Below are 22,030 nucleotides of genomic sequence, written 5' to 3'. Positions count from 1 at the left end.
CAGTGGGTTTACTTGACATAAAAAGCTCTGCAATACAGCTTGAACTAATCGAAGAGGCTGCAATTCCTTGCCCAACTGAGCATGGGTGCAGCGCGAACAGGATGCCTATGAAGACCGAGACTCTGAACAAGCTGGTCCAATTCCGACACAACTTGCACCAAGAGCCCGAGCTGGGCTTCGAGGAACGCGATACATCGCGCAAGGTGAGGGCCTATCTTGATTCGCTCGGCGTCGAGTACGTCAGCGGGATCGGCCAGACTGGCATCGTGGCCTGGATCGTGGGCACGGATGGCGCCAGTGATGCCAGTGTCGGGCTCCGGGCCGACATGGACGCGCTGCCCATCGAGGAAAAAAGCGGAGTCAAGCATGCCTCGACGCGCGCCGGACGCATGCACGCCTGCGGCCACGACGGCCATACCAGCATGCTGCTGGGGGCGGTCGAAGATTTGAAGGAAAACGACGATTTTTCAGGTACGGTCTATTTCGTGTTCCAGCCGGCCGAGGAAGGAGTCGGTGGCGCCAAGGCGATGATCGAGGACGGTATCTTCGAGCGCTTCGATATGCGCGAAATCTACGCGCTGCACAACTGGCCGTCGCTGCCGATCGGCCAGTACGGCCTCATCGCGGGGCCAATCATGGCCGGCGGCGACCGAATCGACATCACCATTCATGGCCGCGGCGGACACGGTGGGCTCAACCCGCATGGCTGTATCGATCCGATCCGCATCGCTGCCGAACTCGTGCACAAGGCTCACACCATCATTGCCCGTGAGGTCGATCCGCTGAGCCCGGCGGTGTTAAGTATCTGTGCCTTGCAAAGCGGCGACCTGGCCGGTTTTGCCGTTATCCCTGACACCGCAATGCTGTCCGGTACCATTCGCGCACTCGACGAAGCTACCCGAGAGGTCGTGCGATCGGGGCTGCGTCGTCTCTGCCAGAGCCTGAAGCAGTACTATGGCGCGGAGATCGAGCTCGTCATCGAGGACAAGTTCGGGGTCACCGACAACGATGCGGGCGCGACCGAATCGGCCCGACACGTCATCGCCGCCTGCTTCGGCGAGGAAGCATTGGCGGTGAACCACAAGCCTTGCATGGGCGGGGAGGATTTCTCTTACATGCTGGCCGAGCGCCCCGGCGCCTATATCCATGTCGGGTCAGGCGACGCCGAGCATAGCCGCGGCTTGCACCATCCCGAGTACGATTTCAACGACCGGATCATGCCGGATGGCATCCGGCTGTTCGCCGAACTGGCACGCAAATCACTTAAAAAACAACATCAATAGACGTGAGTCCGTGAATTGCGTGCTCCGTCGCGCCAAGAAACATAATAAGCCATCGAAAGGAGGGCGCTTATGGCCACCGGCCGCCAAAAGAAAGTCACCCGACCGTACATTATATTCATGATGGTGATGTTCCTGCTCATGATCTTTCCGTTGTACGGGCTCGCCAACCACGTGTTCCCGCTGGTACTGGGGCTGCCTTTCGGTCTGTTCTGGGTCATTCTTCTAGAGCTGATCACCTTCGTCGCGTTGTGCTTTTTCTACCGCTACGAGTATGGCAACGGAGGCGAGCATGAATAATTGGGTATTCGCGCTGGGCTCGATGCTGGTGTATCTGGTCCTTGCCTTCGTGATTGGGCTCATGGCCGGGCGCAAACGCTCGTTCTGGTCGGTTTCCGAATACGCGGTCGCCGATCGCGGTCTTGGCCTGATCGTGATCTGGTTCATGATGGGCGGTACGGTTTTCAGTGCGTTTTCCTTCCTCGGTGGCCCGGGTATGGCATTTTCCCAAGGGGCAGCGTCGTACTTCGTGCCGGCCTATATAGCTCTCGGGATCCTGCCTTGGTACTTGCTGGGGCCGAAGGTAGGTCGTATTGGCGCCCGCAAGAATTTCTTCACCATGGGTGATTTCCTGGGTGATCGGTATCAGTCCAAGGCGTTGACCGTGATCGTGGGTGTGATCTCGGTGCTGGCATTCATTCAGTACCTGACCCTCCAGATCAAGGGCATGGCCTTCATTTTCAATATCCTCACCGACGGGGTGATTCCCTACTGGTTCGGCGCCTTGCTGGCTTACGGCATCGTGGTCGCGTATGTGGCAACCTCGGGCGTGCGCGGGGCAGCGTGGAGCGATGTGCTGCAGGGCGCACTAATGCTTATCGTGGCTTGGACAGTAGGCTATTACCTGGTCTATATGCTGCAGGGAAGCCCGACGGAGATGTTCACTGCCATCGAGCAAGCAAAGCCGGGATTTCTGACCATCGGCCAGGAAGGCTCGCAGATGTCGGCCATGGCGTATTCGACCGTCATACTGGTATCAGCCCTTGGCTTCCTGATGTGGCCGCATCTATTCACCAAGTCCTATACGACCACCGAAAAGCGCATCAAGATCACGACAATGGCTTTTCCCCTGTTCGGTATCTTCCTTGTGCCGGTGCTGTTCGTCGGCTTTGCCGCCATCGGCGTGATCGCCCCGGACGCGCTGGAAAGCCCGGACCAGGTCCTGCCGCATCTCGTGACCAACTATCTCGGCGCTAACAGCTGGCTGTACGGCCTGATCGGGGCAGGTGCACTGGCTGCGGCAATGTCATCCTCGGATGCGATCACCCACGGCGGCTCGGTCTCGCTGGGCCGCGACGTGATCCTGCCTTTCAAGCCGGACATGGACGAACGCACGCAGGTCTGGATCATGCGTATCGGTGTGATCGTGATTGGCGCAGCGGCCTATTGGCTGTCGATCTTCGGGGCGGCCGGCATCATCGCGCTGCTGGTCGGCGCCTATGGGTCGATCGCGCAGTTCGTGCCGGCAGTGTATGGCGCCCTGATATGGCGGCGCGGCACCAAGCAGGGAGCCATCGCGGGGATGGTTGTCGGTATTGGCGTCAACTACTACTTCCAGATCGTGGCGGAGTCGACGCCGCTGGACATCAACGCCGGCATCGTCGGCCTGCTGTGCAATATCGTGGTGTTCGTCGCGGTCAGTCTGATGACCCGGCCGGTACCCGCCGCACTCGCAAACGAGTATGCCGAGGCCTGAACCCGGTCATCGTTACAGCGCGCGCAGCGAGGTGATCAGACGGTCCATGTCATTGCCCGGGTAGCCGATGACCACCAGCGCCCGCGATTGATGGGCGCGGGTCACGGTCCGGGTCAACCGGCCACCTGCCAGTTGGATAACATGGTAGCTGCCCGCATTGTCGTTGGCCTGCACCAATCCCTTGGCGCGAACCAGCGTGGGTGCTGCCTCGCTGAGCAGAGTCTCGAGGACGGCAAGATCAATGACGCGGGAGAACTCCACGCTTTCCGTGACCAGCGGTCCGCTGCCTCGCGTCGCGGCAGCGACAGGCAACGCTGATGACTGCCCTGCCTTTTCAACCACCCGGTGCGCCGTCGGGTTAAGGGCGGCGATTGATTGCAATATCTGTTCGCGCTTCGCGTCGGTCAGCCAATCGACACGGTTGATGCGCAGTTTGGATACTTCGCGTATTTGGGCCACGACGATGTCGTTAATCGCCATATCCTCGACGTGACGCGTGAAGGCGCTGGCGTCCACCATGTCTCGGCGTGTTCACGCCGGTAGCCGCGTGCTGCGTCGAGCAACTGCATGAGCGGGCGCGGCCTCGCGATGCCGCTGGCTTCGAAGACCAGATGAGATGGCGGCGTCGGCCATCGCCGTATGTCGCGCAGCTGCGCGGAAAGATTGCCGGCGATCCCGCAACAGGCGCAGCCGTTGGTCAGCCGCAGGATGTGGTCTTCCTGCGATTCGATCAGCTCGGCATCGATGTTGATACGCCCGAAGTCGTTGACCAAAAATAGCGCGTTCGCGAGTTCGCCGCTGGCAATGAGCGTATTGATGCGGGATGTCTTGCCACTGCCGAGAAATCCACAGAGCAGGGTGGCGGGAATGGGCAATATCGATGTGCTCATCGTTTCTGACTCCCTTCGCAAACACGCCGATCACGGGAAGAACCGGGCATTGCCACAATCCAGGGGATCCGTCCTTGGGTATTGATCAATGCGGCGCTATGCCCTGTTATCGAGTGTTTTGACTGGCGTAATCCGGGTGTCGTTTCGCCTGTATCTGTTCGCGCTCATGCTCTCAGCCGCCACCTGTAGACCGCCCGGAAAGCAGCGTGTCGAACACACCGATGTCCTTGAGTGGCGTGGTGCTGTCGAGCGGGTCCTCGTCGAGTACCGTAATATCGGCGAGCTTGCCCGGCTCCAGGCTGCCGATACGATCGTCCATGCGCAGCGTGTAGGCCGCGCCCAGCGTGATCGCCTCCAGTGCGCGGGCACGGCTAATCTTTTCCGCCTCGCCCAGGGTGACGCCACCGGCGGTCTCGCGCAGGGTGGCACACCAGGCGGTAAATAGTGGCGAGATCGGCGTGACCGGGGCATCGCAGTGAATACCGAAGACGATGCCCATCCGGTCGGCACTCGCCGCCGGTTCGAGTCGCTGGCAGCGATCGAAACCGAGTGTTTTGGACAGGTGGGTATCGCCCCAGTAGTAGATATGGTTGGCGAAGATGTTCAGGCAGGCCCCAAGGCGTGCGACCCGCCGTAGCTGGTCCTGGCGGATCAATTGCACATGCTGAAGGGTATGTCGGTGGTCTGGCCGCGGCCACATCGCCAGCGCCTCGTCCAGGGCATCAAGGATCACGCCGACCGCTTCGTCGCCGTTAGTATGCACATGCAAGTGCAGCCCCGACTGGTGGTAGTGCTGGATCATGTCGTGAAAAGTCTGTGGCGGTGCGTTCCAGACGCCGTTGTCCTGCCCGGTAAGATAGCCCGGCCACTGCAGGCGGGCGGTGAAGTTCTGGATCGCACCGTCGGTGACCAGCTTGACGAGCCCGAACTGCAACCGCTCGTGGTTGTAGTCGATTGCCTGCTGCACTCGCTCGCTACCCACCTGCGGATCCCAGGCCAGAGCGTTGAGCGCGGGTACCAGGCGGACCGGGAAGTCCTCGGCCGCAGTGGCCTCGCGAAGTGCTGCAATCGCGGCATCGCTCATGGGGTTAAGCAGATCAGTAATCGTGGTCACGCCCTCGCGTCGTGCCGCCTGGGCATAGCGATTCAGTGCGCGTGTATCGGAGGCGCCCTCGAAGATGTCGAAGTCCAGTGCATCGAACACCGGATGCATGGCGGCGAACTCCTCAAGTACGCCGGTGGGCTGGCCCTGCTCGTCGCGCACGATACCTTCGAGGTCCATATCGGCGAGACCCGCCCGGGCAATGGCCGCGCTGTTCAGGTACATCACATGCAGGCTGGCATGTATAACCACGATCGGTCGTATGTCACTTACCGCATCTAGTAGCCGCCGGTTGATCGCTTCAGCGTCGAAATAGACCGGATCCAACCCCCAGGCAATGAGCGGGCTGTCTTCGGCACCTTGATCGACGTGTGCGGCCAAACGCTGCAGAACCGCATCGGGTGTCTTCAGCCCTTCCCACAGCTGACCTTCCGGGTCCCGCCGGTCGAAATAGCCCAGATATAGATGGCTCCAGACCGAGCCTTCCAGCGCATGGCTGTGGCCCTCCACGAAACCGGGCACCAACACCTTATCGGCGTAGCGGTCGTCGACGACCACCTCGCCGAAACGCCGTATTTCGTCGATTGGCCCGACGCCGAGTATCCGCCCGTCCCGTATCGCCACACATTGCCCGACCGGTTGCGACGGGTTCATCGTATGGATGGTTTTGGCGGTGTAAGCGATGATTGTCATGGTTGTCGGGCTCTCGAATTATGTGTATGAAGAAGCCAACTTAGTTAGCCTGCCGCCACTAGGCATTAGGCAAAACATTGACCACCTGAAGCCTCCCAATTTTTGGCCTCTTAGACATAGGTTACCTAGAGCTGAAAGAAGAGCAATCATTTGCCCGGTGTCATCTGTGCGTCATTGTCAGAGTCCAGGTAACGAGATGCTTCTCTCTTCAGCGCTTCGGACTGGAGTATGTCGCCGCAGATGGCCAGTGCCGCCAACCGTTCTTGTTTCATCGCGCGCTGTGCGACTTTTTGGAGCGCTTAATTAGCATCCTGATCGACGAGCATCGCGCCGCTGGGCTGCCCGTCTCTTGGCTTGCCCAAGTACACGACGAGAATGATCACTTGTCGCGCGTCATGCCTGGCCGCATTGGCGGTGGCACGGCATCACGATCGCCGGGCCTTGAGTGAAAACATTTACCCACCATCCACGGTGCGGTCTTCTCTATGGTTCTAAGCGTGTCTAGAAGACCCGGGGCGATTCATCCATTGAAAATGGCCGCCGACACACTGCCATCGTTTTTTTGCAGCTGACGCTCATCCGCTGCAGTGGCTGGCGTAATGTGGTCGCAGTTTGGTCGCAGACAGTAGCTAAACCACGTTGTGTATGTAACCAGTATAGAATTCTAAGGGATTGTTTTAACGACAAAAGCCCGTAGCAAGCGCGGCCTGTGGTTGTCGAAAAACGGATTCAAAATCCGCCGCTGGAAACAGTGTGTCGGTTCGAGTCCGACCGCCGGCACCATTCCAACCCTTCAATGCTCTCTATTTATCCTGTCCGCATGAGAGCGATATGAGCACTCGAACCTGTAGTCTGAAGTGACACATATCGTGACGCTCGCCTTCCTTCGCCGCGACTGTGACACATTCAGATTTCTCTCTTCCCATCCGGTGACTTTTCCCGAGCCCGGCCTCAACCGCTCTTTTCATATCTCTGTGCAAGAGCTGAGTATTTTCAGCGCGCGCATGAAGTTGCCAAAGTCCTCCTGAGCTACCTGGCTGCCCTGGTTATATTGAAATAGCCATCCTCGCGGAAAGTAGATCGCAACCAGGAAGTTTGTGAGCTATTGAGCTATACAGAGTGGCAGATTGCTTATCAGGCAGGAGGCCATATGACTCGTACAGCACGTATCGAACCCATCAAGGAAGAAACACAAGAGAGCATTATCGTGTCTGGCTGGCGCGTGGTAGACGTCACGGATCCCAATGGGAAGCGCGAGATTTCTCGGCATGAGACCGAGCCGCAAGCTATTGAAGCCGCTCGCAATTACGAACGCGAGACTTCCAGCGAGCCTGGATCACAGCCGGACGATACTCAGGACTATGACGGTTCGGAACTTCCTCGCGACTAGCTATGAGACATGATGGCTAACATCCCAGCATCGGCAATTCGGCGATGTTTTGTTGATGCCTCATAAGACCCGATCCATGACGAATGGCGCAGCGCCAATCGATAACGCGGTGTGGTAAGTTATCAAGAGTCAGGCTACGGAGATTACAGTGTGATACTCTCGTACCCCATGATTCTTGGTTCGATTGCCCTACCTGCTTTGGCGGTCGGCTTCATTACCTATGGCGTCAGCAGCCAGGTGCATGGAGATTCGGATATCGCATTTCACAGCAGCATATTGGCAGCTCTCCTGGCGATCGTCTCGATATCCATAGCGCTGGTGATTTTTCACGGGTTTGGTTTCATCGGTTTGTAATGGAACCCTAACCAGATGCCAGTCATACCTTTCGTTCTGCGACTAAAACCTTATAGAGATAAATTCAAACGCTCGTTAGATTGCGGCTACGGATCTTTATGGAGCGATGTCGATGCGACAGCCGTGGCGGCAGGGCCCTCAGTCCTTATCTTCTCGTTATCGATGGAGACATTTCTCGAAGCTTTCGAGATGGCTGGTCATGACACCGCTGCTCGGCTTGATCTGGGTAACGGTGGCGGTCGCGCAAACGCCGGATTCGACGCTGTTTTCGCTGATGCAGCGGTGGGGTAACGTCGAATATCAGATGCAGGGCGATGCTCAGTTGAAGGCTTTCGAGGACCTTGTCGACGAAGCCGATGCGCTGGCCCGCAGCCAGCCTGACGATCCTCATGTCTTGACGGCTCAAGGCGTTGTCCTGGCCTCTTTCGCCAAGGCGAAGGGCGGGCTGGGGGCGCTGGATCTGGCCAAACGGGCGCGTGCGGCGCTGGAAAAGGCGATCTCTCTCGATCCGCAGGGGGAGAATGGCTCGGCTTACGTGACGCTGGGGGCGCTCTATCAGCATGCCCCGGGCTGGCCGATCGCTTTCGGAGACTCGGACAAGGCCCGGGAGCTCCTGTACAAGGCGGTCAGCATTCGTCCCGATGGCATCGATACCAACTTCTATTACGCCCAGTTTCTAGCGGAGCAGGGTGAAGATGCCGAGGCGTTGACGTACGCCAAACGCGCCGTCGATGGCCAACCTCGGGCCGGCCGTTCCTCCGATGAGGCGCTGCGGCAAGAGGCCGAGCGCTGGCTGGCCGAGCATCAGTAAGCGCGACCCAGTGCAGAGCGGCTTTGAGAAGCGGCCCTGGCCGATAGTCCAGCGCGCGCTTTCGTTGATCTGTTCATCCTAGGCTTTGTCTGAAAACTGCCTGCGCTCGGCCATACGGCGTTAAAAATCGGCTCAAAGTACTCATTTACACCGCGTAAACTGGTACGCCAGCCCGGTCCGTTTTCACCGATTTTTGCCTTGTCTGACCTTCGCTCGACGACTTTTCAGACAAAACCTAGCGATCCTGCCTGGTGGCGTCTCCTATTCGATGGTGTCGCCGCCGATCTACCCTGATTTGGCGCCGGTTTCCATGATGCCGATTTGAAGCGGGGCTAGCCTGGCTTTCGCGTGAAAACCTGCCGCATCGAACGAAAGCGCGGAAGGCCCTGCCGTAGCCGCCGGGAATGTGGCTGGCTGGCGAAACAGGGCGGCAGCGGTTGGAATCGGTTCACGGTGCCGCAATAATGAGGCTCCTGTTCCCAGGCAAGGAGCCGCGACATGGATCGTGAGATCGACCGGGTCAATCGTTTCGATGCCAAGGATATCGAGCGACTCGAAGATCAATCGCTGTACTCGGGCTTCTTTGGCCTGGAGAAGCGTCGCCTGCGTCATCGTCGGTTCAATGGCGAGTGGGGCGAGGCCATCGATCGAGAAGTTCACGTTCGCCGGGATGCGGTCGGCGTACTACTCTACGATCCGATTCATGACCATGTCGTGCTGGTCGAGCAGATCCGCGCCGGCGCTTTGGACGATCCTATCTCGCCGTGGAAGCTGGAGCCGGTCGCCGGACTGGTGGAGCCCGGCGAGACACCGGCGGATGTCGCGCGCCGCGAAGCGCAGGAAGAAGCGGGTTGCGATATCGGTGAACTGATCGAGCTCCATCGCTACTATCCGAGTCCTGGCGCCTGCACCGAGCAGGTCACGCTGTTCTGTGGCCTGATCGACAGCACGGGGCTCGGCGGCATACACGGTGTCGAAAACGAACACGAAGACATTCTGGTTCACGTCATGTCGTTTCCCGAGGCATGGGATCGACTGATGGCGGGACAATTGGACAATGCCATGGCGTTGATTGGCTTTCACTGGCTGGCACGCGAGCGCGCCACGCTGAGAGCCAAGGCCTGAAGCGAGAGTCGGTAGCGCAGCAGTGGCGGCAAGTCGTCGACGATCACCTGCGGCTGCGCCGGACACTCGAGCTGACTGGAGGCCGTCATGCGCCAGGAGAACACCATGAGAAAGACCGCTTACGTCACCGATCTCAAGACGCTTCAGGCGGAGTGCAGCAGCAATTATCTGCGGCTGTGCCGTCTCGTCATGGATATGGAGCCGGGTGACATCAAGGAAGTGCCGCTGGCGGGCGAACACGCACGCTTCGGGACTCTGTGGTTCGAAGTGCTCGAGCAGGCGCCGTACACCACGGTGGCGCGAGTTTCCCAGACCGGCGTGCTGGACAGCTTCGTCGATTCGCCGCGGATGACGGTGCATCTTTACCACGATGCGGACATGGCGGAAGTGACCGACTTTCAGCGTCAACGCCATTTCCAGGGTCGCTATCGCTATCCCAACCCGCAGATGCATCAGCCCGATGAAAAATTGCAGCTCAACCGCTTTCTGGGGGAGTGGCTGCAGCATGGGCTGGCGCACGGTCACGCCGTCGACGTACCGGAAACGCCTTGATGCGCCTGATCCAGATCACCGATTGTCACCTGTTGGCCGACCCTCGAGGCACGTCGCGCAAGGGGTTTCCGCTGCGCCAGTTGCAGGCGGTCGTCGAGCGCGCCAGGGCGCTGCGGCCCGATATTCTGCTGGTCACCGGCGATATTGCCGAGGATGAGACACCTGCTGCCTATCGCCACGCCAGCCAGGCCTTCGCGGCCGTGGGGTGCCCGTGGTTCTGGATCCCCGGCAACCACGATCAGCCGGAGCTGATGGAAGAGTGCCAGCCTTTTCACGAAGAGCTCGATCTCGACGGTTGGCGGGTGTTGTTGCTGAACTCTCGGATCAGCGGTCAACCCGGCGGAGAATTGGGGCAGGACCAGCTGCAGCGGCTGGCGTGGCAGCTCGAGGCGGACGATCGCCCGACGCTGGTCGCGCTGCATCATCCGCCGCTGGATATCGGTTCGGTCTGGATGGACGCGATCGGTCTGAAGGACCGGGACGCGCTGTGGCAAACGCTCTCGCCCTATTCGCAGGTCAAGGCCTTGATCTGTGGTCATATCCATCAGGCGTTTGCCGCCTGGCAGGGCGTCGTGGCCGTCTATGGGTGTCCGTCGACCTCGGATCAGTTCCTGCCGAAGAGCCATGAGTTCGCGATCGACGAGGCGGCGCGGCCCGGTTTACGTGTCGTCGATCTGCGCGGCGAGTCGTTGTCTACCTGGATCGAACGCGTCGATCTCTAGCTGTTTATAACCAAAAACGCTTTTTGGATCATCTTTGATTCTTTGACGTTATTACCGAAGTCTCGCTAGGGTTGCCTTCCAGAGAAGCCCATATTCTGTTTGCCGTCTGATTTCAGAGGGCGACCGTGAGACATCGACCATGACAGCTCCTATCGTCAGCGCTCAGCGCCAGACTCATCTCAAGCAGCTCGAAGCCGAGTCCATCCATATCATCCGCGAGGTCGCCGCCGAGTTTGGCAACCCGGTGATGCTCTATTCGATCGGCAAGGACTCCTCGGTGATGCTGCATCTCGCCCGCAAGGCGTTCTATCCCGGGCCGCCGCCGTTTCCGTTGATGCACGTCAACACCACCTGGAAGTTCAAGGAAATGATCGAGTTCCGCGACCGGATGGCCGCGGACGTCGGGATGGAGCTGATCGAGCACATCAACGAGGAAGGCCGCGCCGCCGGCATCAACCCGTTCGACCACGGCAGCGCCAAGTACACCGACATCATGAAGACCCAGTCGCTCAAGCAGGCGCTGGACAAGTACGGCTTCGATGCCGCCTTTGGCGGCGCCCGTCGCGACGAGGAAGCCTCCCGCGCCAAGGAGCGCGTCTACTCCTTCCGCGACAAGCACCACCGCTGGGACCCCAAGAACCAGCGCCCCGAGCTGTGGAACCTCTACAACGGCAAGGTCAACAAGGGCGAATCGATCCGCGTCTTCCCGCTCTCCAACTGGACCGAGCTGGATATCTGGCAGTACATCTATCTCGAATCGATCCCCATCGTCCCGCTGTACTACTCCGCACCGCGCCCCGTGGTCGAACGCGACGGCATGCTGGTGATGGTCGACGACGATCGCCTGCCGCTGGAACCCGGCGAAGTCCCCGAAGAGAAATGGGTCCGCTTCCGCACGCTCGGCTGCTACCCGCTCACCGGCGCGGTGGAATCGAAAGCCGCCACGCTGCCCGAGATCATCCAGGAGATGCTGCTCACCCGCACCTCAGAGCGCTCCGGCCGCGCCATCGACCGCGACCAGGTCGGCTCGATGGAGAAGAAGAAGCGGGAGGGGTACTTCTAACGCGCCGAAGGCGCGTTAGAAAGCTGTAAGCCATAAGCGGTAAGTAATTCCCCAAATACAGAATTTTGGCTTAGCCCTGACGGCATACAGCTTTTTGCCCTAAAAGGTCATGTTCCAGCACAGCCCAGCTCTACCAGGCCTTATCGCTACGCTGGACAACGAGAATATCGCTGCAAGCTAAGCGGGTGTTTCTTACAGCTTACGGCTTACAGCTAAGAACTGGAGCTTCTTAATGTCCCACCAATCCACGCTGATCGCCGACAATATCGGCCAGTACCTCAAAGAGCACGAGCAGAAAGATCTGCTGCGCTTCATCACCTGCGGCAGCGTCGATGACGGCAAGTCGACTCTGATCGGCCGACTGCTGCACGACTCCAAGATGATCTACGAAGATCAATTGGCGGCGATCACCCTGGCTTCCAAGACCAGCGGGACGACCGGCGACAAGGTCGATCTGGCGCTGCTGGTCGATGGCTTGCAGTCCGAGCGGGAGCAGGGGATCACCATCGATGTCGCCTACCGGTTCTTCTCCACCGACAAGCGCAAGTTCATCATCGCCGATACCCCGGGCCACGAGCAGTACACCCGCAACATGGCCACCGGCGCTTCCACCGCCAGCCTGGCGGTGATCCTGATCGACGCGCGCTATGGCGTGCAGGTGCAGACCCGGCGGCACAGCTTCATCGCCGATCTGCTGGGGATCAAGCACCTGGTGATCGCGGTCAACAAGATGGACCTGGTCGACTACTCGCAGGCGCGCTTCGACGAGATCGTCGCTGATTATCGCGAGTTCGCCGAGAAGCTCGACGCGACCGACATCCGCTTCGTGCCGATGTCGGCACTCGACGGCGACAACGTCGTCAATCGCAGCGAGCGCATGGCGTGGTACCAGGTCGACGGCGCGCCGGGGCCCGCGATGCTCGAACTGCTCGAAAGCGTCGAGATCGCCCACGACAGCAACCTTTCCGACCTGCGCCTGCCGGTCCAGTACGTCAATCGACCCAATCTCGATTTTCGCGGCTACTGCGGCACGCTCGAGGCGGGCATCCTGCGTCCCGGTCAGGCGGTCAAGGCGCTACCGTCGGGCAAACGTTCCGTCATCGACCGTATCGTCACCTTCGATGGCGATCTGGAAGAAGCCTATCCCGGCCAAGCGGTCACCGTGACCCTGCGCGACGAGATCGACATCTCCCGTGGGGACTGGCTGGTGGCGGCGGATGCGGAAGTCGCGCAGTCCGACGCGCTGGAAGCCGACATCGTCTGGATGCACGATGCCGCCCTCGAGCCGGGCCGGCTCTACGACTTCAAGATCGGCACGCAGGAAATCGCCGGCAAGGTCGCGGCGATCGACTATCAGATCGACGTCAATACGCTCGAGCATCACGAGGCCACCAGCCTGCCGCTCAATGCCATCGGCCGCTGCCGGATCGAGCTGACTGCCAGCGTGCCGCTGGACGACTACCGCAAGAGCCCCGGCACAGGCAGTTTCGTGGTAATCGACCGGCTGACCAATATCACGGTCGGTGCGGGCCTGATTCGCGGCGCGGCGGAAGGGGCCGCGGACGACTCGAAACAAGCGGGTGAAGTCGACTGGCAGGCGTTCGAAATCGATTTCAACGCGCTGATCCGCAAGCATTTCCCGCACTGGGAAGCGAAGGATGTAAAACAGCTATTCCAAAATTAGTGTTCTTTGATGTATCTTTAAGTAACGGAATGCGTTCACGCCACTCCCGGGAGTGGCGTTTTCATGTCCGCACTCTGCAAACTGGATTAACCGCCGCATTTTGCAAACGGATGATGCTCTCTATCAGTTGACCGCTTCTCGCTCCCAACCGGCCGGGAGGAGATCGTGACTGTCGTGCCTGGATGCTCGCTGCGGATAGCCCGATGTCTGGCCGGAGCCACAGACCGAGGTAGATGATGACCACGATCGTATGGGATGGAACGACATTGGCGACGGATTCGCTGATCAGTGTCAATGGATCGACATACAACCATGCGCAAAAGCTCTTTCGACTCGACAACGGCGAATGGGTGGCATTCGCCGGTGAGCAACAAGGCTGGTGGGAAGTAATGGAGTGGCTCAATGCCGGCTCCCCCAGGCATGCCAAACCCCATGTCACTCGGATCGAAATGATCATCGTGGGGCCCGATGGCGTATTCGAGATGTTCGATCGTCTGGTGCGCATGCCTGTCACAGGCCCCATCGCCTATGGTACCGGGTGGAAATGGGCGCTGGCGGCTATCGATCACGGCAAGGATGCGGTCGCCGCCGTGAAATACGCGGCCACGCGGGATCACGATACCGGCGGCGAGGTCCAGGCGGTAACGCCCCGAATGCAGACCTCCGTCACGTTTGACGAGATGATGCAAGAAGCGGAAACGAGCGTGGCCTAGGGCCTGTTGCCGTTTCAGCGAGACCCGCGTTGCGGCGCCAAACAGGCCCTGGCGCCGCGACGGCGTGCGTGCCGATTCGCTGCGCTATGGCTATTTCCTTCCTGGGGCTTATCATTGACTGATGGCACGTTAGGACCTGTCCACGACTTCCGATGTCGGAAGTGAGGTCGTGTTCGAAAACGTGCGTCTCGTTTCCAAAGGATGATCGGCATGCAACAGGTCAATTGGCAGCTCGACGGTATCGTTACCCAACTGCGCGCGACTCGTGAACAGTGGCGCGCTCAGAATGGCCGAGAGAGAGAGAAGGGTTGTCGTGAGTTGCCGTCACGACATCGCATCCGGGAAACGCTGGAACTCCTGAGCGGGGCCATCTTTCCGATGCGCCTGGGGCCTTCGGATCTGCGCAAGGAGAGCGAGGACTTCTACGTCGGCCACACGCTGGACCGTGCGCTCAATGCGCTGCACGAGGAAGTGCTGCTCGAGTTGCGCTACATGGCCCGGCTCAATGGCGACAAGACCTCCGAGCACCAGGCGGCGGCGACGCAAATCATCCAACGGTTCGCGGATGACCTGCCCAGCCTGCGCCAGCGTCTCGATGGCGATGTGATGGCCGCCTACTATGGCGATCCGGCCGCGCGCAGCGTCGATGAAGTGCTGCTCTGCTACCCCGGCGTCCACGCGGTGATCTATCACCGCATCGCCCACTATTTCTATCAGGTGGGCGCCGGGCTGGTGGCTCGCATCATCGCCGAACTGGCCCATTCCGATACCGGTATCGACATTCACCCCGGTGCCCAGATCGGCGAAGGCTTCTTCATCGATCACGGCACCGGTGTGGTCATCGGCGAAACCGCGATCATCGGCAACCGGGTACGGCTCTACCAGGCGGTCACGCTCGGCGCCAAACGCTTCCCGGCCGACGAGAAAGGGCATCTCGAAAAAGGCCTGCCGCGCCACCCGATCGTCGAGGACGACGTGGTCATCTACGCAGGCGCGACGATTCTGGGGCGCATCACGGTGGGGCAGGGCTCGGTGATCGGCGGTAACGTCTGGCTGACCTGTAGCGTACCGGCGAAGAGCAATATCACCCAGGCCAATATCCAGAGCGGACCGTGCCCGTGAAGCGCCGTCGTCTCTAGTCTAAACCAGGTCTAGTTCAAACCAGGCCTAGTCCAAATCGGGTCTAGTCCAAATCTCGTCCAGCGCAACGCCCGCTAGCGTCAATCTTTTCCCAATCCTATTGCGCAGACATCGGCCGGCATCGCACTGCCGGCCGATGCCGTACTGGTCGCGCCGAACGCCGGCAGCGCTGCGATTATCGCTTCGGTTTGCGGGCGATCAGCGTCGCCCGACGCGGGGCGGGGTAGCCTTCGAGGGTCAGGCTGCGATCCTCCGGGTCGAGGAAATCGGCCAGCGAATGAAACTGCATCCAGTCGGTCGAGCGCTGTTCGTCGAGCGTGGTGACCGTTTCGTCGACACAGCGAATGGCTTCGAAGCCGCAGCGCTCGAGCCAGTGCGCCAGAGCGCTCGACGAGGGCAGGAAGTAGACGTTGGGCATGCTGGCATAGCGTTCGCCGGGCATGAACACGGTGCGCTCGTCACCCTCGACCACCAGCGTCTCCAGCACCAGCTCGCCACCGGGCACCAGCGCATCCTTCAGTTGCAGCAGATGATCCAGCGGTGAAGGGCGGTGGTAGAGCACCCCCATCGAAAACACGGTATCGAAGGCGGCGAGCTTCGCCGGTACGTCTTCGATGCCGACCGGCAGAAAGTGGGTGCGCTCGCCATCGGCATCGCCCACGAAGTGACGCACGGCGTGGAACTGGTAGTAGAAGCGCGGCGAGGGGTCGATCACCAGCACGAACGCGGCACCGGCGCCGGCCATGCGCCAGGCGTGATAGCCGTTGCCGCCGCCGACATCCAGAATGCGACGGCCGGCGAGGGGCGAGAGATGCGGCGCGACCCGCTGCCATTTCCAGTCCGAGCGCCACTCGGTATCGATATCGATGTCGCCGAGACGATAAGGCCCCTTGCGCCACGGCATCAGGATCTTGAGCAGATTCTCGCAGCGCCGACGCTCGGCGTCGCTCAGTTCGAGCGCTACCGTGACACGATCGGCCTGCAGGTTCACTTGCCGTGTCGACGACAACGCCGGCAGTTTGGCCACTGCCTTTTCCCACGCCGGCAGATCGCCATGGCGGCGCCGATCGAGCCCGCGCGCCAGCTGTTCCGGAAGCAGTGCCAGCCAGCGGGTCAGGCCGTGTTCGAGGAAGGCGAGATAGAGCCGGCGTTCGGCGTCCTTGAGCGTATCGATAGCGACGTCAGACATCCTCGAACGTGGCCTTCTCTTGGGATGTCGCCTTGTCCTTGAACGCGGCCTTGTCCTTGAAAGCGACGAGGGAGGCGAAGTTGAGATACTGGAACCAGGTCGTGACGCGCGAGAACCCGGCCTGGGTCAACCGTTCGTGATGCGCCGCCAGCGTATCCGGCACCAGCACGTTTTCCAGCGCGGTACGCTTCTGGCTGATCTCCATGTCGCTGTAGCCGTTGGCCCGCTTGAAATCGTGGTAGCGTTCCACCAGCCAGGCATTTTCCTGCTCGTCTTCCGCGACGATCTTTTCCGACAGCACCAGGATGCCGCCGGGCTCCAGTGCCGCGAACAGCCTGGCGATCACCGCATCGCGGTCCGCCGGCGGCAAAAACTGCAGCGTGAAGTTGAGCACGATCATGCCGCTGGGCCGATAGTCCAGATGACGGATATCGCCCTCGACGAACTGGATCCGATGATCCGGACTTTCGGCGGCGGCGGTTTCGCGGGCCCGGGCGATCATCGTCGGAGAGAGGTCGACGCCGGTCAGTTCGAAGGCGTCGGCAGGCAGGCGCCCGGCCAGTGCCAGCCCGACCGCGCCCAGCGAGCAGCCCAGGTCGTAGACATGGGCGCCATGGCGCAGGTGGCGTTCGGCGATGACGCCGAGCATGCCGAGAATCTGGCCGTAGCCGGGAATCGAACGCCGGACCATGTCCGGGAAGCACGCCACGACCTGCTCGTCGAACGAGAAGCTCGCCACACGATCAAGGGGTGTCGAAAAGATGGCGTCACGGTAAGATGCGTCAATCATTGCCGGAAGATATTCTTAATTGGGAGAGCGTGAAGCGAGCGCAACAACTGTCATGACTCGCTACGGCCATAGTGTACGTTTTGCGCCTCTTCGCTGCACGTGACAAGGAGAGCATTAGATGTCGATTCGTGAGACCCAGGCATGGAAAGCGCTCGAGCAGCAGCTCGAAGGGGGGATGCGGGAGGTTCATCTGAAGACCCTGTTCCAGCAGTCGCCGCGCTTCGAGACGTTCTATCTGGAAGCCGCCGGCATCCAGATGGATCTGTCCAAGCAGCGCTGGACGACGGAAGTCCGGGAGCAGTTGCTCTCGCTGGCGCGGGAAGCCGGCGTGCCCGAGGCGGTGCAACGCCTGCTCTCGGGGGAGCGGGTCAACCACACCGAGGACCGCCCGGCGCTGCATACCGCATTGCGTCTGCCGCGGGATGCCAGGCTCGAGGTCGAAGGCGTCGATGTGGTTGGCGAAGTGCATGCCACCCTCGACAAGATGGAAACGCTGGTCAACAAGCTGCTGAACGGTCAATGGCGCGGCGCGACCGGCAAGCCGATCACCGATGTGGTCAACCTCGGCGTCGGCGGTTCGGACCTGGGTCCGCTGATGGTCACGTCCGCACTGACCGATTTCGAGCCCGATGATGTCTTCGAGGTGTCGACTCACTTCGCGTCGACCATGGACGGCTCGCAGCTGGCCGACTTCCTGAGCTGGCTCAACCCTGAAACCACGATGTTCATCCTGTCGTCGAAGTCCTTCGGCACCATCGACACGCTGTCGAACGCTTCCACCGCACTCGACTGGATCGCGACACGCTTGGGCGGCGACGAAGCGCTGATCAAGCGTTTCCACTTCGTTGGTGTTTCCACCAAACCCGAGAAGATGACCGAGTGGGGCATCGATCCGGGCAATCAGCTGCTGTTCTGGGACTGGGTCGGCGGTCGCTACTCGCTGTGGAGCGCCATCGGGTTGCCCATCGCCATTCGTGTCGGCATGGACAACTTCCGTCAGCTGCTGGCGGGCGCCCACGCCATGGACGAGCACTTCCGTACCGCCGATCTGGCCGAGAACCTGCCGGTGCAGCTGGGACTGATCGGCATATGGAACGTCAACTTCCTCGATATCCGCTCCCACGCGGTGTTGCCGTACGATGGGCGCCTCAAGCACCTGCCAGGGTACTTCCAGCAGCTCGAGATGGAATCCAACGGCAAGTCCGTCACCAACAATGATGACGTGGTCGACTATTCCACCTGCCCGGTGATCTGGGGCGAGATCGGCCCCAACGGCCAGCATGCGTTCTACCAGTTGCTGCACCAGGGCACGCAGCCGGTGGCGTGCGACTTCATCGCGCCGGTCAATCGCTACAACGATGTCGAGGACGAACGCTTCCGTGACGACCTGATGGCCCAGCACCGGCTGGCGCTGGCGAACTGCTTCGCTCAGTCCCGCGTACTGATGCTCGGCGACGACGCGGTGAAGTCCGAGAGCACGCCGCCCAGCTACAAGCGTTATCGCGGCAACCAGCCCTCTTCCACGCTGATGTTCGACAGCCTCAACCCGGCCACGCTGGGTGCCCTGATCGCGCTCTACGAGCACAAGGTGTTCGTGCAGGGCGTGATCTGGGACATCGACTCGTTCGACCAGTGGGGTGTCGAGCTGGGCAAGAAGATCGCCACCGAGACCGAAGAGATCATTGCCACGCAGAATGGTCTGGAGACGCTCGACGACTCCAGCCGCGGGCTGATCCAGGCGATCTGGAAGGGACAGAAGTCCTGGTGACCGGCCGGTGTCGCGAAAGCGCCGGGGGCTCGGATGTCCAGCGAGCCAGGTGAGGGAGCCATGTCGAGCGAGTCGCTTTCGATAGCGAGACCGGCCAGGGCGCTGCTGTACCTGCATGGCTTCAACAGCAGCAGCGCTTCGCCCAAGGCCCGGCTGGTCAAGGCGGCCTGCGAGGTGCTGGCCCGACACGAGGGTCGCCCGTTCGCGTGTCTGACCCCGGACCTGTCGCACCGGCCGGACCTGGCCTGGCGGCAGGCCGAAGCGGCGCTCGAGTCGCTGGGCCATGAAGGTACGCTGCTGGTCGGCAGCTCCATGGGCGGCTTCCTGGCCACCCTGCTGGCGGAGCGCTATGGTCTGCGGGCCGTGCTGATCAATCCGGCGGTTCAGCCCGCCCGCTTCGTGGCCGATTACCTGGGGCAGACGTTGCTCAACGACGCCTCCGGCGAGCAGTTCACGATCGACGATAGTTATTTCGATCAATTGACCGCGCTGCAGTGGGAACGCATCGTCCATCCCGCGCGCTACCTTCTGCTGCTCGGCAGCGCGGACGAGACGCTGGATTGCCGCGACGCGCTGCGAGCTTATGCCGGCAGTCGCATCCTGATCCACCCCGGCGGCGACCATGGCTTCGATGTGCTGCCCGAGTATCTGCCGGCGCTCTTCGCTCACGGCGGCTGGCACGTGCCGAGATCCCTCGTGCTGTCTTGAGCGCATCGCGCCAACCTCGGGCGGTAACGCGATACTGTAGATTTGACCAGTAGGGTGTATCATCGTCGCCAGCCTGCATGGGGTGGAGACGCTGACGCTCGTTCACTGATCGGCCTTGCCCGAGAGAGGCACGCTGCGACGATGTGGCGCTCTCGACCCTGCAACTTCGGCCATGCAACTGTGACCCTGTGACTTTGATCTTACAAACGTGGCGAGACCCTGCATGACGCAATACAGCGCCAGTTCCATCGAGGTGCTTTCCGGCCTCGATCCGGTCCGCAAGCGGCCGGGCATGTACACCGACACCTCCCGTCCCAACCACCTGGTGCAGGAAGTCATCGACAACAGCGTCGATGAGGCCCTGGCAGGGCACGCTCGCGAGATTCGCGTCGTTCTGTTGGACAACGGGGGCATCGAGGTTTCCGACGACGGCCGGGGCATGCCGATCGACGTGCATCCCGAACATGGCGTGACCGGGGTCGAGCTGATCCTCACCCGGCTGCACGCCGGCGGCAAGTTCTCCCAGTCCAGCTACCGCTTTTCCGGCGGCCTGCATGGGGTCGGCGTATCGGTGGTCAACGCGCTGTCGACGCGGCTCGAGGTCGAGGTGTGCCGCGAGGGCAATCGCTACGGCATCGCCTTCGAGAAGGGAGAGAAGGCCGAGGAACTCTCGATCATCGGCAGCTGTGCCAAGCGTGCCACGGGAACGGTGGTGCGTTTTTGGCCGGAGGCGGAATACTTCGACAGCCCCAGGCTGTCACTGCCGAAGCTGAAACACCTGATGCGCGCCAAGGCGGTGCTCTGCCCCGGCCTCAAGGTGGTGCTCAAGGAAACCGATGGCGCGGAAAGCGTCTGGCAGTACGAAGACGGCCTGCGGGACTATCTGGCCCAGGCAGTCGACGGTTTCGACGTGCTGCCGGCATCGCCGTTCACCGGCCACTTCGAGGACGAGGAGCAGGGCGTCGACTGGGCCATTCAGTGGCTGCCGGAAGGCGGCGAGCCGGTCCTGGAATCCTATGTCAACCTGATTCCCACGCCGCTCGGCGGTACCCACGTCAACGGCTTCCGCAGCGGCCTGCTCGAAGCGGTACGCGAGTTCTGCGAATACCGCAGCCTGCTGCCCCGCGGGGTCAAGCTGTCGCCGGAGGATCTGTGGGAGAAGGTATCGTTCGTGCTCTCGATCAAGATGCTCGACCCGCAATTCGCCGGGCAGACCAAGGAGCGGCTGTCGTCACGCACGGTGGCGGGCTTCGTCTCCGGCGTGGTCAAGGACGCCTTCTCGCTGTGGCTCAACCACCATGTCGACCAGGCCGAACAGCTGGCCGAACTGGTGATCAGCGCCGCCCAGCGGCGCCAGAAGAGCGCCAAGAAGGTCGCGCGCAAGAAGGTCACCTCGGGGCCGGCGCTGCCCGGCAAGCTGGCCGACTGCTCCGGCCAGGATCCGGTGTCGAGCGAACTGTTCCTGGTCGAGGGGGACTCCGCCGGCGGCAGTGCCAAGCAGGCAAGAAACCGCGAAACCCAGGCGATCCTGCCGCTGCGCGGCAAGATCCTCAACACCTGGGAAGTCGAATCCGCCGATATCTACAGCTCGCAGGAAGTGCACGATATCGCCGTGGCGATCGGTCTCGATCCGGGCAGCGACGATCTCTCCAAGCTGCGCTACCACAAGGTCTGCATTCTCGCCGACGCCGACTCCGACGGTCTCCACATCGCCACGCTGCTGTGTGCGCTGTTCGTGCGCCACTTCCCGGCGCTGGTCGATGCTGGCCACGTCTTCGTCGCCATGCCGCCGCTTTATCGCATCGACCTGGGCAAGGAAGTCTTCTACGCCCTCGACGAGAGCGAGAAGGCCGCGACGCTCAAGCGCCTCGAAGGCAAGCGCGGCACGCCCAACGTCCAGCGCTTCAAGGGGCTGGGCGAGATGAGCCCGCTGCAGCTGCGCGAGACCACCATGGCCGTGGACACCCGACGGCTGGTCCAGCTCACTCGCGAACTCGACGACGGCACGCTGGAGATGATGGACATGCTGCTGGCGCGCAAGCGGGCCGCCGATCGCAAGAGTTGGTTGGAAGATTACGGCAATCTCGCCGAGATCGAGGTCTGACATGCCTGCGCGAGGCTCATACGACGTTGAACGATGAGCGCCGAATGCTCATTGACACCCCAGTCAACTGCGCGTCGTCGCTCATCGTTCGCCTTGTCTGAGCCACGCTCGGCGATGTCCAGGACGTTATCGCGCCGCTCGAAGCGGCTCCTCGGGTAATGAAGATCGTTAGAAGATACCGGCAAGGTAGAAAGTC

Annotated in this window: 21 protein-coding genes and 1 tRNA gene; 17 read left to right on the top strand and 5 right to left on the bottom strand. The window is 61.1% G+C overall.

What is annotated here, in order from left to right; genetic code table 11:
• Positions 1-2 precede the first annotated feature (2 nt).
• The 3 genes from CCD76_RS10090 (at position 3) to CCD76_RS10080 (ending at position 3,036) form a co-directional block, all read left to right on the top strand.
• Positions 3-1,283: an amidohydrolase gene (locus CCD76_RS10090; RefSeq protein WP_256961246.1), complete on the top strand. Its 1,281-nt coding sequence runs from the start codon at positions 3-5 to the stop codon at positions 1,281-1,283.
• A 69-nt stretch (positions 1,284-1,352) separates the two neighbouring features.
• Positions 1,353-1,580: a hypothetical protein gene (locus CCD76_RS10085; RefSeq protein WP_087719387.1), complete on the top strand. Its 228-nt coding sequence runs from the start codon at positions 1,353-1,355 to the stop codon at positions 1,578-1,580.
• Positions 1,555-3,036: a sodium:solute symporter family protein gene (locus CCD76_RS10080; protein ID WP_218777012.1), complete on the top strand. Its 1,482-nt coding sequence runs from the start codon at positions 1,555-1,557 to the stop codon at positions 3,034-3,036. The genes CCD76_RS10085 and CCD76_RS10080 overlap by 26 nt, the downstream gene beginning before the upstream one ends.
• 12 nt (positions 3,037-3,048) lie before the next feature.
• Here the strand turns inward: CCD76_RS10080 and CCD76_RS10075 are convergent, their stop codons facing one another.
• The 3 genes from CCD76_RS10075 to CCD76_RS10065 form a co-directional block, all read right to left on the bottom strand.
• Complete coding sequence (locus CCD76_RS10075; RefSeq protein ID WP_087719385.1) at positions 3,049-3,555, bottom strand: GTP-binding protein; 507 nt, start codon at positions 3,553-3,555, stop codon at positions 3,049-3,051.
• Positions 3,441-3,926 (bottom strand): GTP-binding protein, encoded by a 486-nt coding sequence (locus tag CCD76_RS10070; protein WP_087719384.1) that lies wholly within the window; start codon positions 3,924-3,926, stop codon positions 3,441-3,443. The genes CCD76_RS10075 and CCD76_RS10070 overlap by 115 nt, the downstream gene beginning before the upstream one ends.
• A gap of 172 nt (positions 3,927-4,098) precedes the next feature.
• On the bottom strand, positions 4,099-5,721 hold the full coding sequence (locus CCD76_RS10065) for an amidohydrolase (RefSeq protein WP_087719383.1): 1,623 nt from the start codon (positions 5,719-5,721) through the stop codon (positions 4,099-4,101).
• 700 nt (positions 5,722-6,421) lie between these two features.
• Here CCD76_RS10065 and CCD76_RS20050 point away from each other — a divergent pair.
• From CCD76_RS20050 to epsC, 11 genes are all read left to right on the top strand, one after another.
• Positions 6,422-6,504: transfer RNA gene (locus CCD76_RS20050), tRNA-OTHER, on the top strand.
• 367 nt (positions 6,505-6,871) lie between these two features.
• Positions 6,872-7,111 carry a hypothetical protein gene (locus CCD76_RS10060; protein ID WP_071229903.1) on the top strand — a complete coding sequence of 80 codons (240 nt, stop codon included), beginning with the start codon at positions 6,872-6,874 and terminating at the stop codon, positions 7,109-7,111.
• Between the two features lie 150 nt (positions 7,112-7,261).
• Positions 7,262-7,465: a hypothetical protein gene (locus tag CCD76_RS10055; protein ID WP_087719382.1), complete on the top strand. Its 204-nt coding sequence runs from the start codon at positions 7,262-7,264 to the stop codon at positions 7,463-7,465.
• Between the two features lie 199 nt (positions 7,466-7,664).
• Positions 7,665-8,276 carry a hypothetical protein gene (locus CCD76_RS10050; protein ID WP_087719381.1) on the top strand — a complete coding sequence of 204 codons (612 nt, stop codon included), beginning with the start codon at positions 7,665-7,667 and terminating at the stop codon, positions 8,274-8,276.
• A gap of 498 nt (positions 8,277-8,774) precedes the next feature.
• Positions 8,775-9,401: an NUDIX domain-containing protein gene (locus CCD76_RS10045; RefSeq protein WP_071229900.1), complete on the top strand. Its 627-nt coding sequence runs from the start codon at positions 8,775-8,777 to the stop codon at positions 9,399-9,401.
• Positions 9,402-9,506: 105 nt separating this feature from the next.
• Positions 9,507-9,953, top strand: coding sequence for a DUF1249 domain-containing protein (locus CCD76_RS10040; RefSeq protein ID WP_071230002.1), 447 nt, complete (start codon positions 9,507-9,509; stop codon positions 9,951-9,953).
• The gene (locus tag CCD76_RS10035; protein WP_071229899.1) at positions 9,953-10,675 is read left to right on the top strand and encodes a phosphodiesterase; all 723 of its coding nucleotides are present in this window, start codon (positions 9,953-9,955) and stop codon (positions 10,673-10,675) included. The genes CCD76_RS10040 and CCD76_RS10035 overlap by 1 nt, the downstream gene beginning before the upstream one ends.
• 139 nt (positions 10,676-10,814) lie before the next feature.
• A complete protein-coding gene (gene cysD, locus CCD76_RS10030) occupies positions 10,815-11,738 on the top strand; it encodes a sulfate adenylyltransferase subunit CysD (RefSeq protein WP_087719380.1) in 924 nt (307 codons plus the stop codon).
• Positions 11,739-11,970: 232 nt separating this feature from the next.
• Positions 11,971-13,422, top strand: coding sequence for a sulfate adenylyltransferase subunit CysN (gene cysN / locus CCD76_RS10025; protein ID WP_087719379.1), 1,452 nt, complete (start codon positions 11,971-11,973; stop codon positions 13,420-13,422).
• A 236-nt stretch (positions 13,423-13,658) separates the two neighbouring features.
• Complete coding sequence (locus CCD76_RS10020) at positions 13,659-14,135, top strand: 20S proteasome subunit A/B (RefSeq protein WP_087719378.1); 477 nt, start codon at positions 13,659-13,661, stop codon at positions 14,133-14,135.
• 210 nt (positions 14,136-14,345) lie between these two features.
• Positions 14,346-15,257, top strand: a complete 912-nt coding sequence (epsC, locus tag CCD76_RS10015; RefSeq protein WP_087719377.1) for a serine O-acetyltransferase EpsC — start codon at positions 14,346-14,348, stop codon at positions 15,255-15,257.
• Between the two features lie 193 nt (positions 15,258-15,450).
• Here epsC and cmoB read toward each other — a convergent pair whose 3' ends face one another.
• Together cmoB and cmoA are read right to left on the bottom strand one after the other, a co-directional pair.
• The gene (gene cmoB, locus CCD76_RS10010) at positions 15,451-16,464 is read right to left on the bottom strand and encodes a tRNA 5-methoxyuridine(34)/uridine 5-oxyacetic acid(34) synthase CmoB (RefSeq protein ID WP_087719376.1); all 1,014 of its coding nucleotides are present in this window, start codon (positions 16,462-16,464) and stop codon (positions 15,451-15,453) included.
• Entirely contained in the window at positions 16,457-17,254 is a 798-nt protein-coding gene (gene cmoA / locus CCD76_RS10005; protein WP_087719375.1) for a carboxy-S-adenosyl-L-methionine synthase CmoA, read from the bottom strand. Before cmoA ends, cmoB begins: the two co-directional genes overlap by 8 nt.
• Positions 17,255-17,372: 118 nt before the next feature.
• On the opposite strand from cmoA, the gene pgi reads away from it, so the two are divergent.
• From pgi to parE, 3 genes are all read left to right on the top strand, one after another.
• Positions 17,373-19,022 (top strand): glucose-6-phosphate isomerase, encoded by a 1,650-nt coding sequence (gene pgi, locus CCD76_RS10000; RefSeq protein WP_087719374.1) that lies wholly within the window; start codon positions 17,373-17,375, stop codon positions 19,020-19,022.
• A gap of 60 nt (positions 19,023-19,082) precedes the next feature.
• Complete coding sequence (locus CCD76_RS09995; RefSeq protein ID WP_087719373.1) at positions 19,083-19,730, top strand: YqiA/YcfP family alpha/beta fold hydrolase; 648 nt, start codon at positions 19,083-19,085, stop codon at positions 19,728-19,730.
• 223 nt (positions 19,731-19,953) lie between these two features.
• Complete coding sequence (parE, locus tag CCD76_RS09990) at positions 19,954-21,834, top strand: DNA topoisomerase IV subunit B (RefSeq protein WP_087719372.1); 1,881 nt, start codon at positions 19,954-19,956, stop codon at positions 21,832-21,834.
• Positions 21,835-22,030 lie beyond the last annotated feature (196 nt).

The organism is Salinicola salarius (assembly GCF_002179555.1).
GTDB lineage: Bacteria > Pseudomonadota > Gammaproteobacteria > Pseudomonadales > Halomonadaceae > Salinicola > Salinicola salarius_A.
This window is presented reverse-complemented; position numbering and strand designations above follow the sequence as displayed.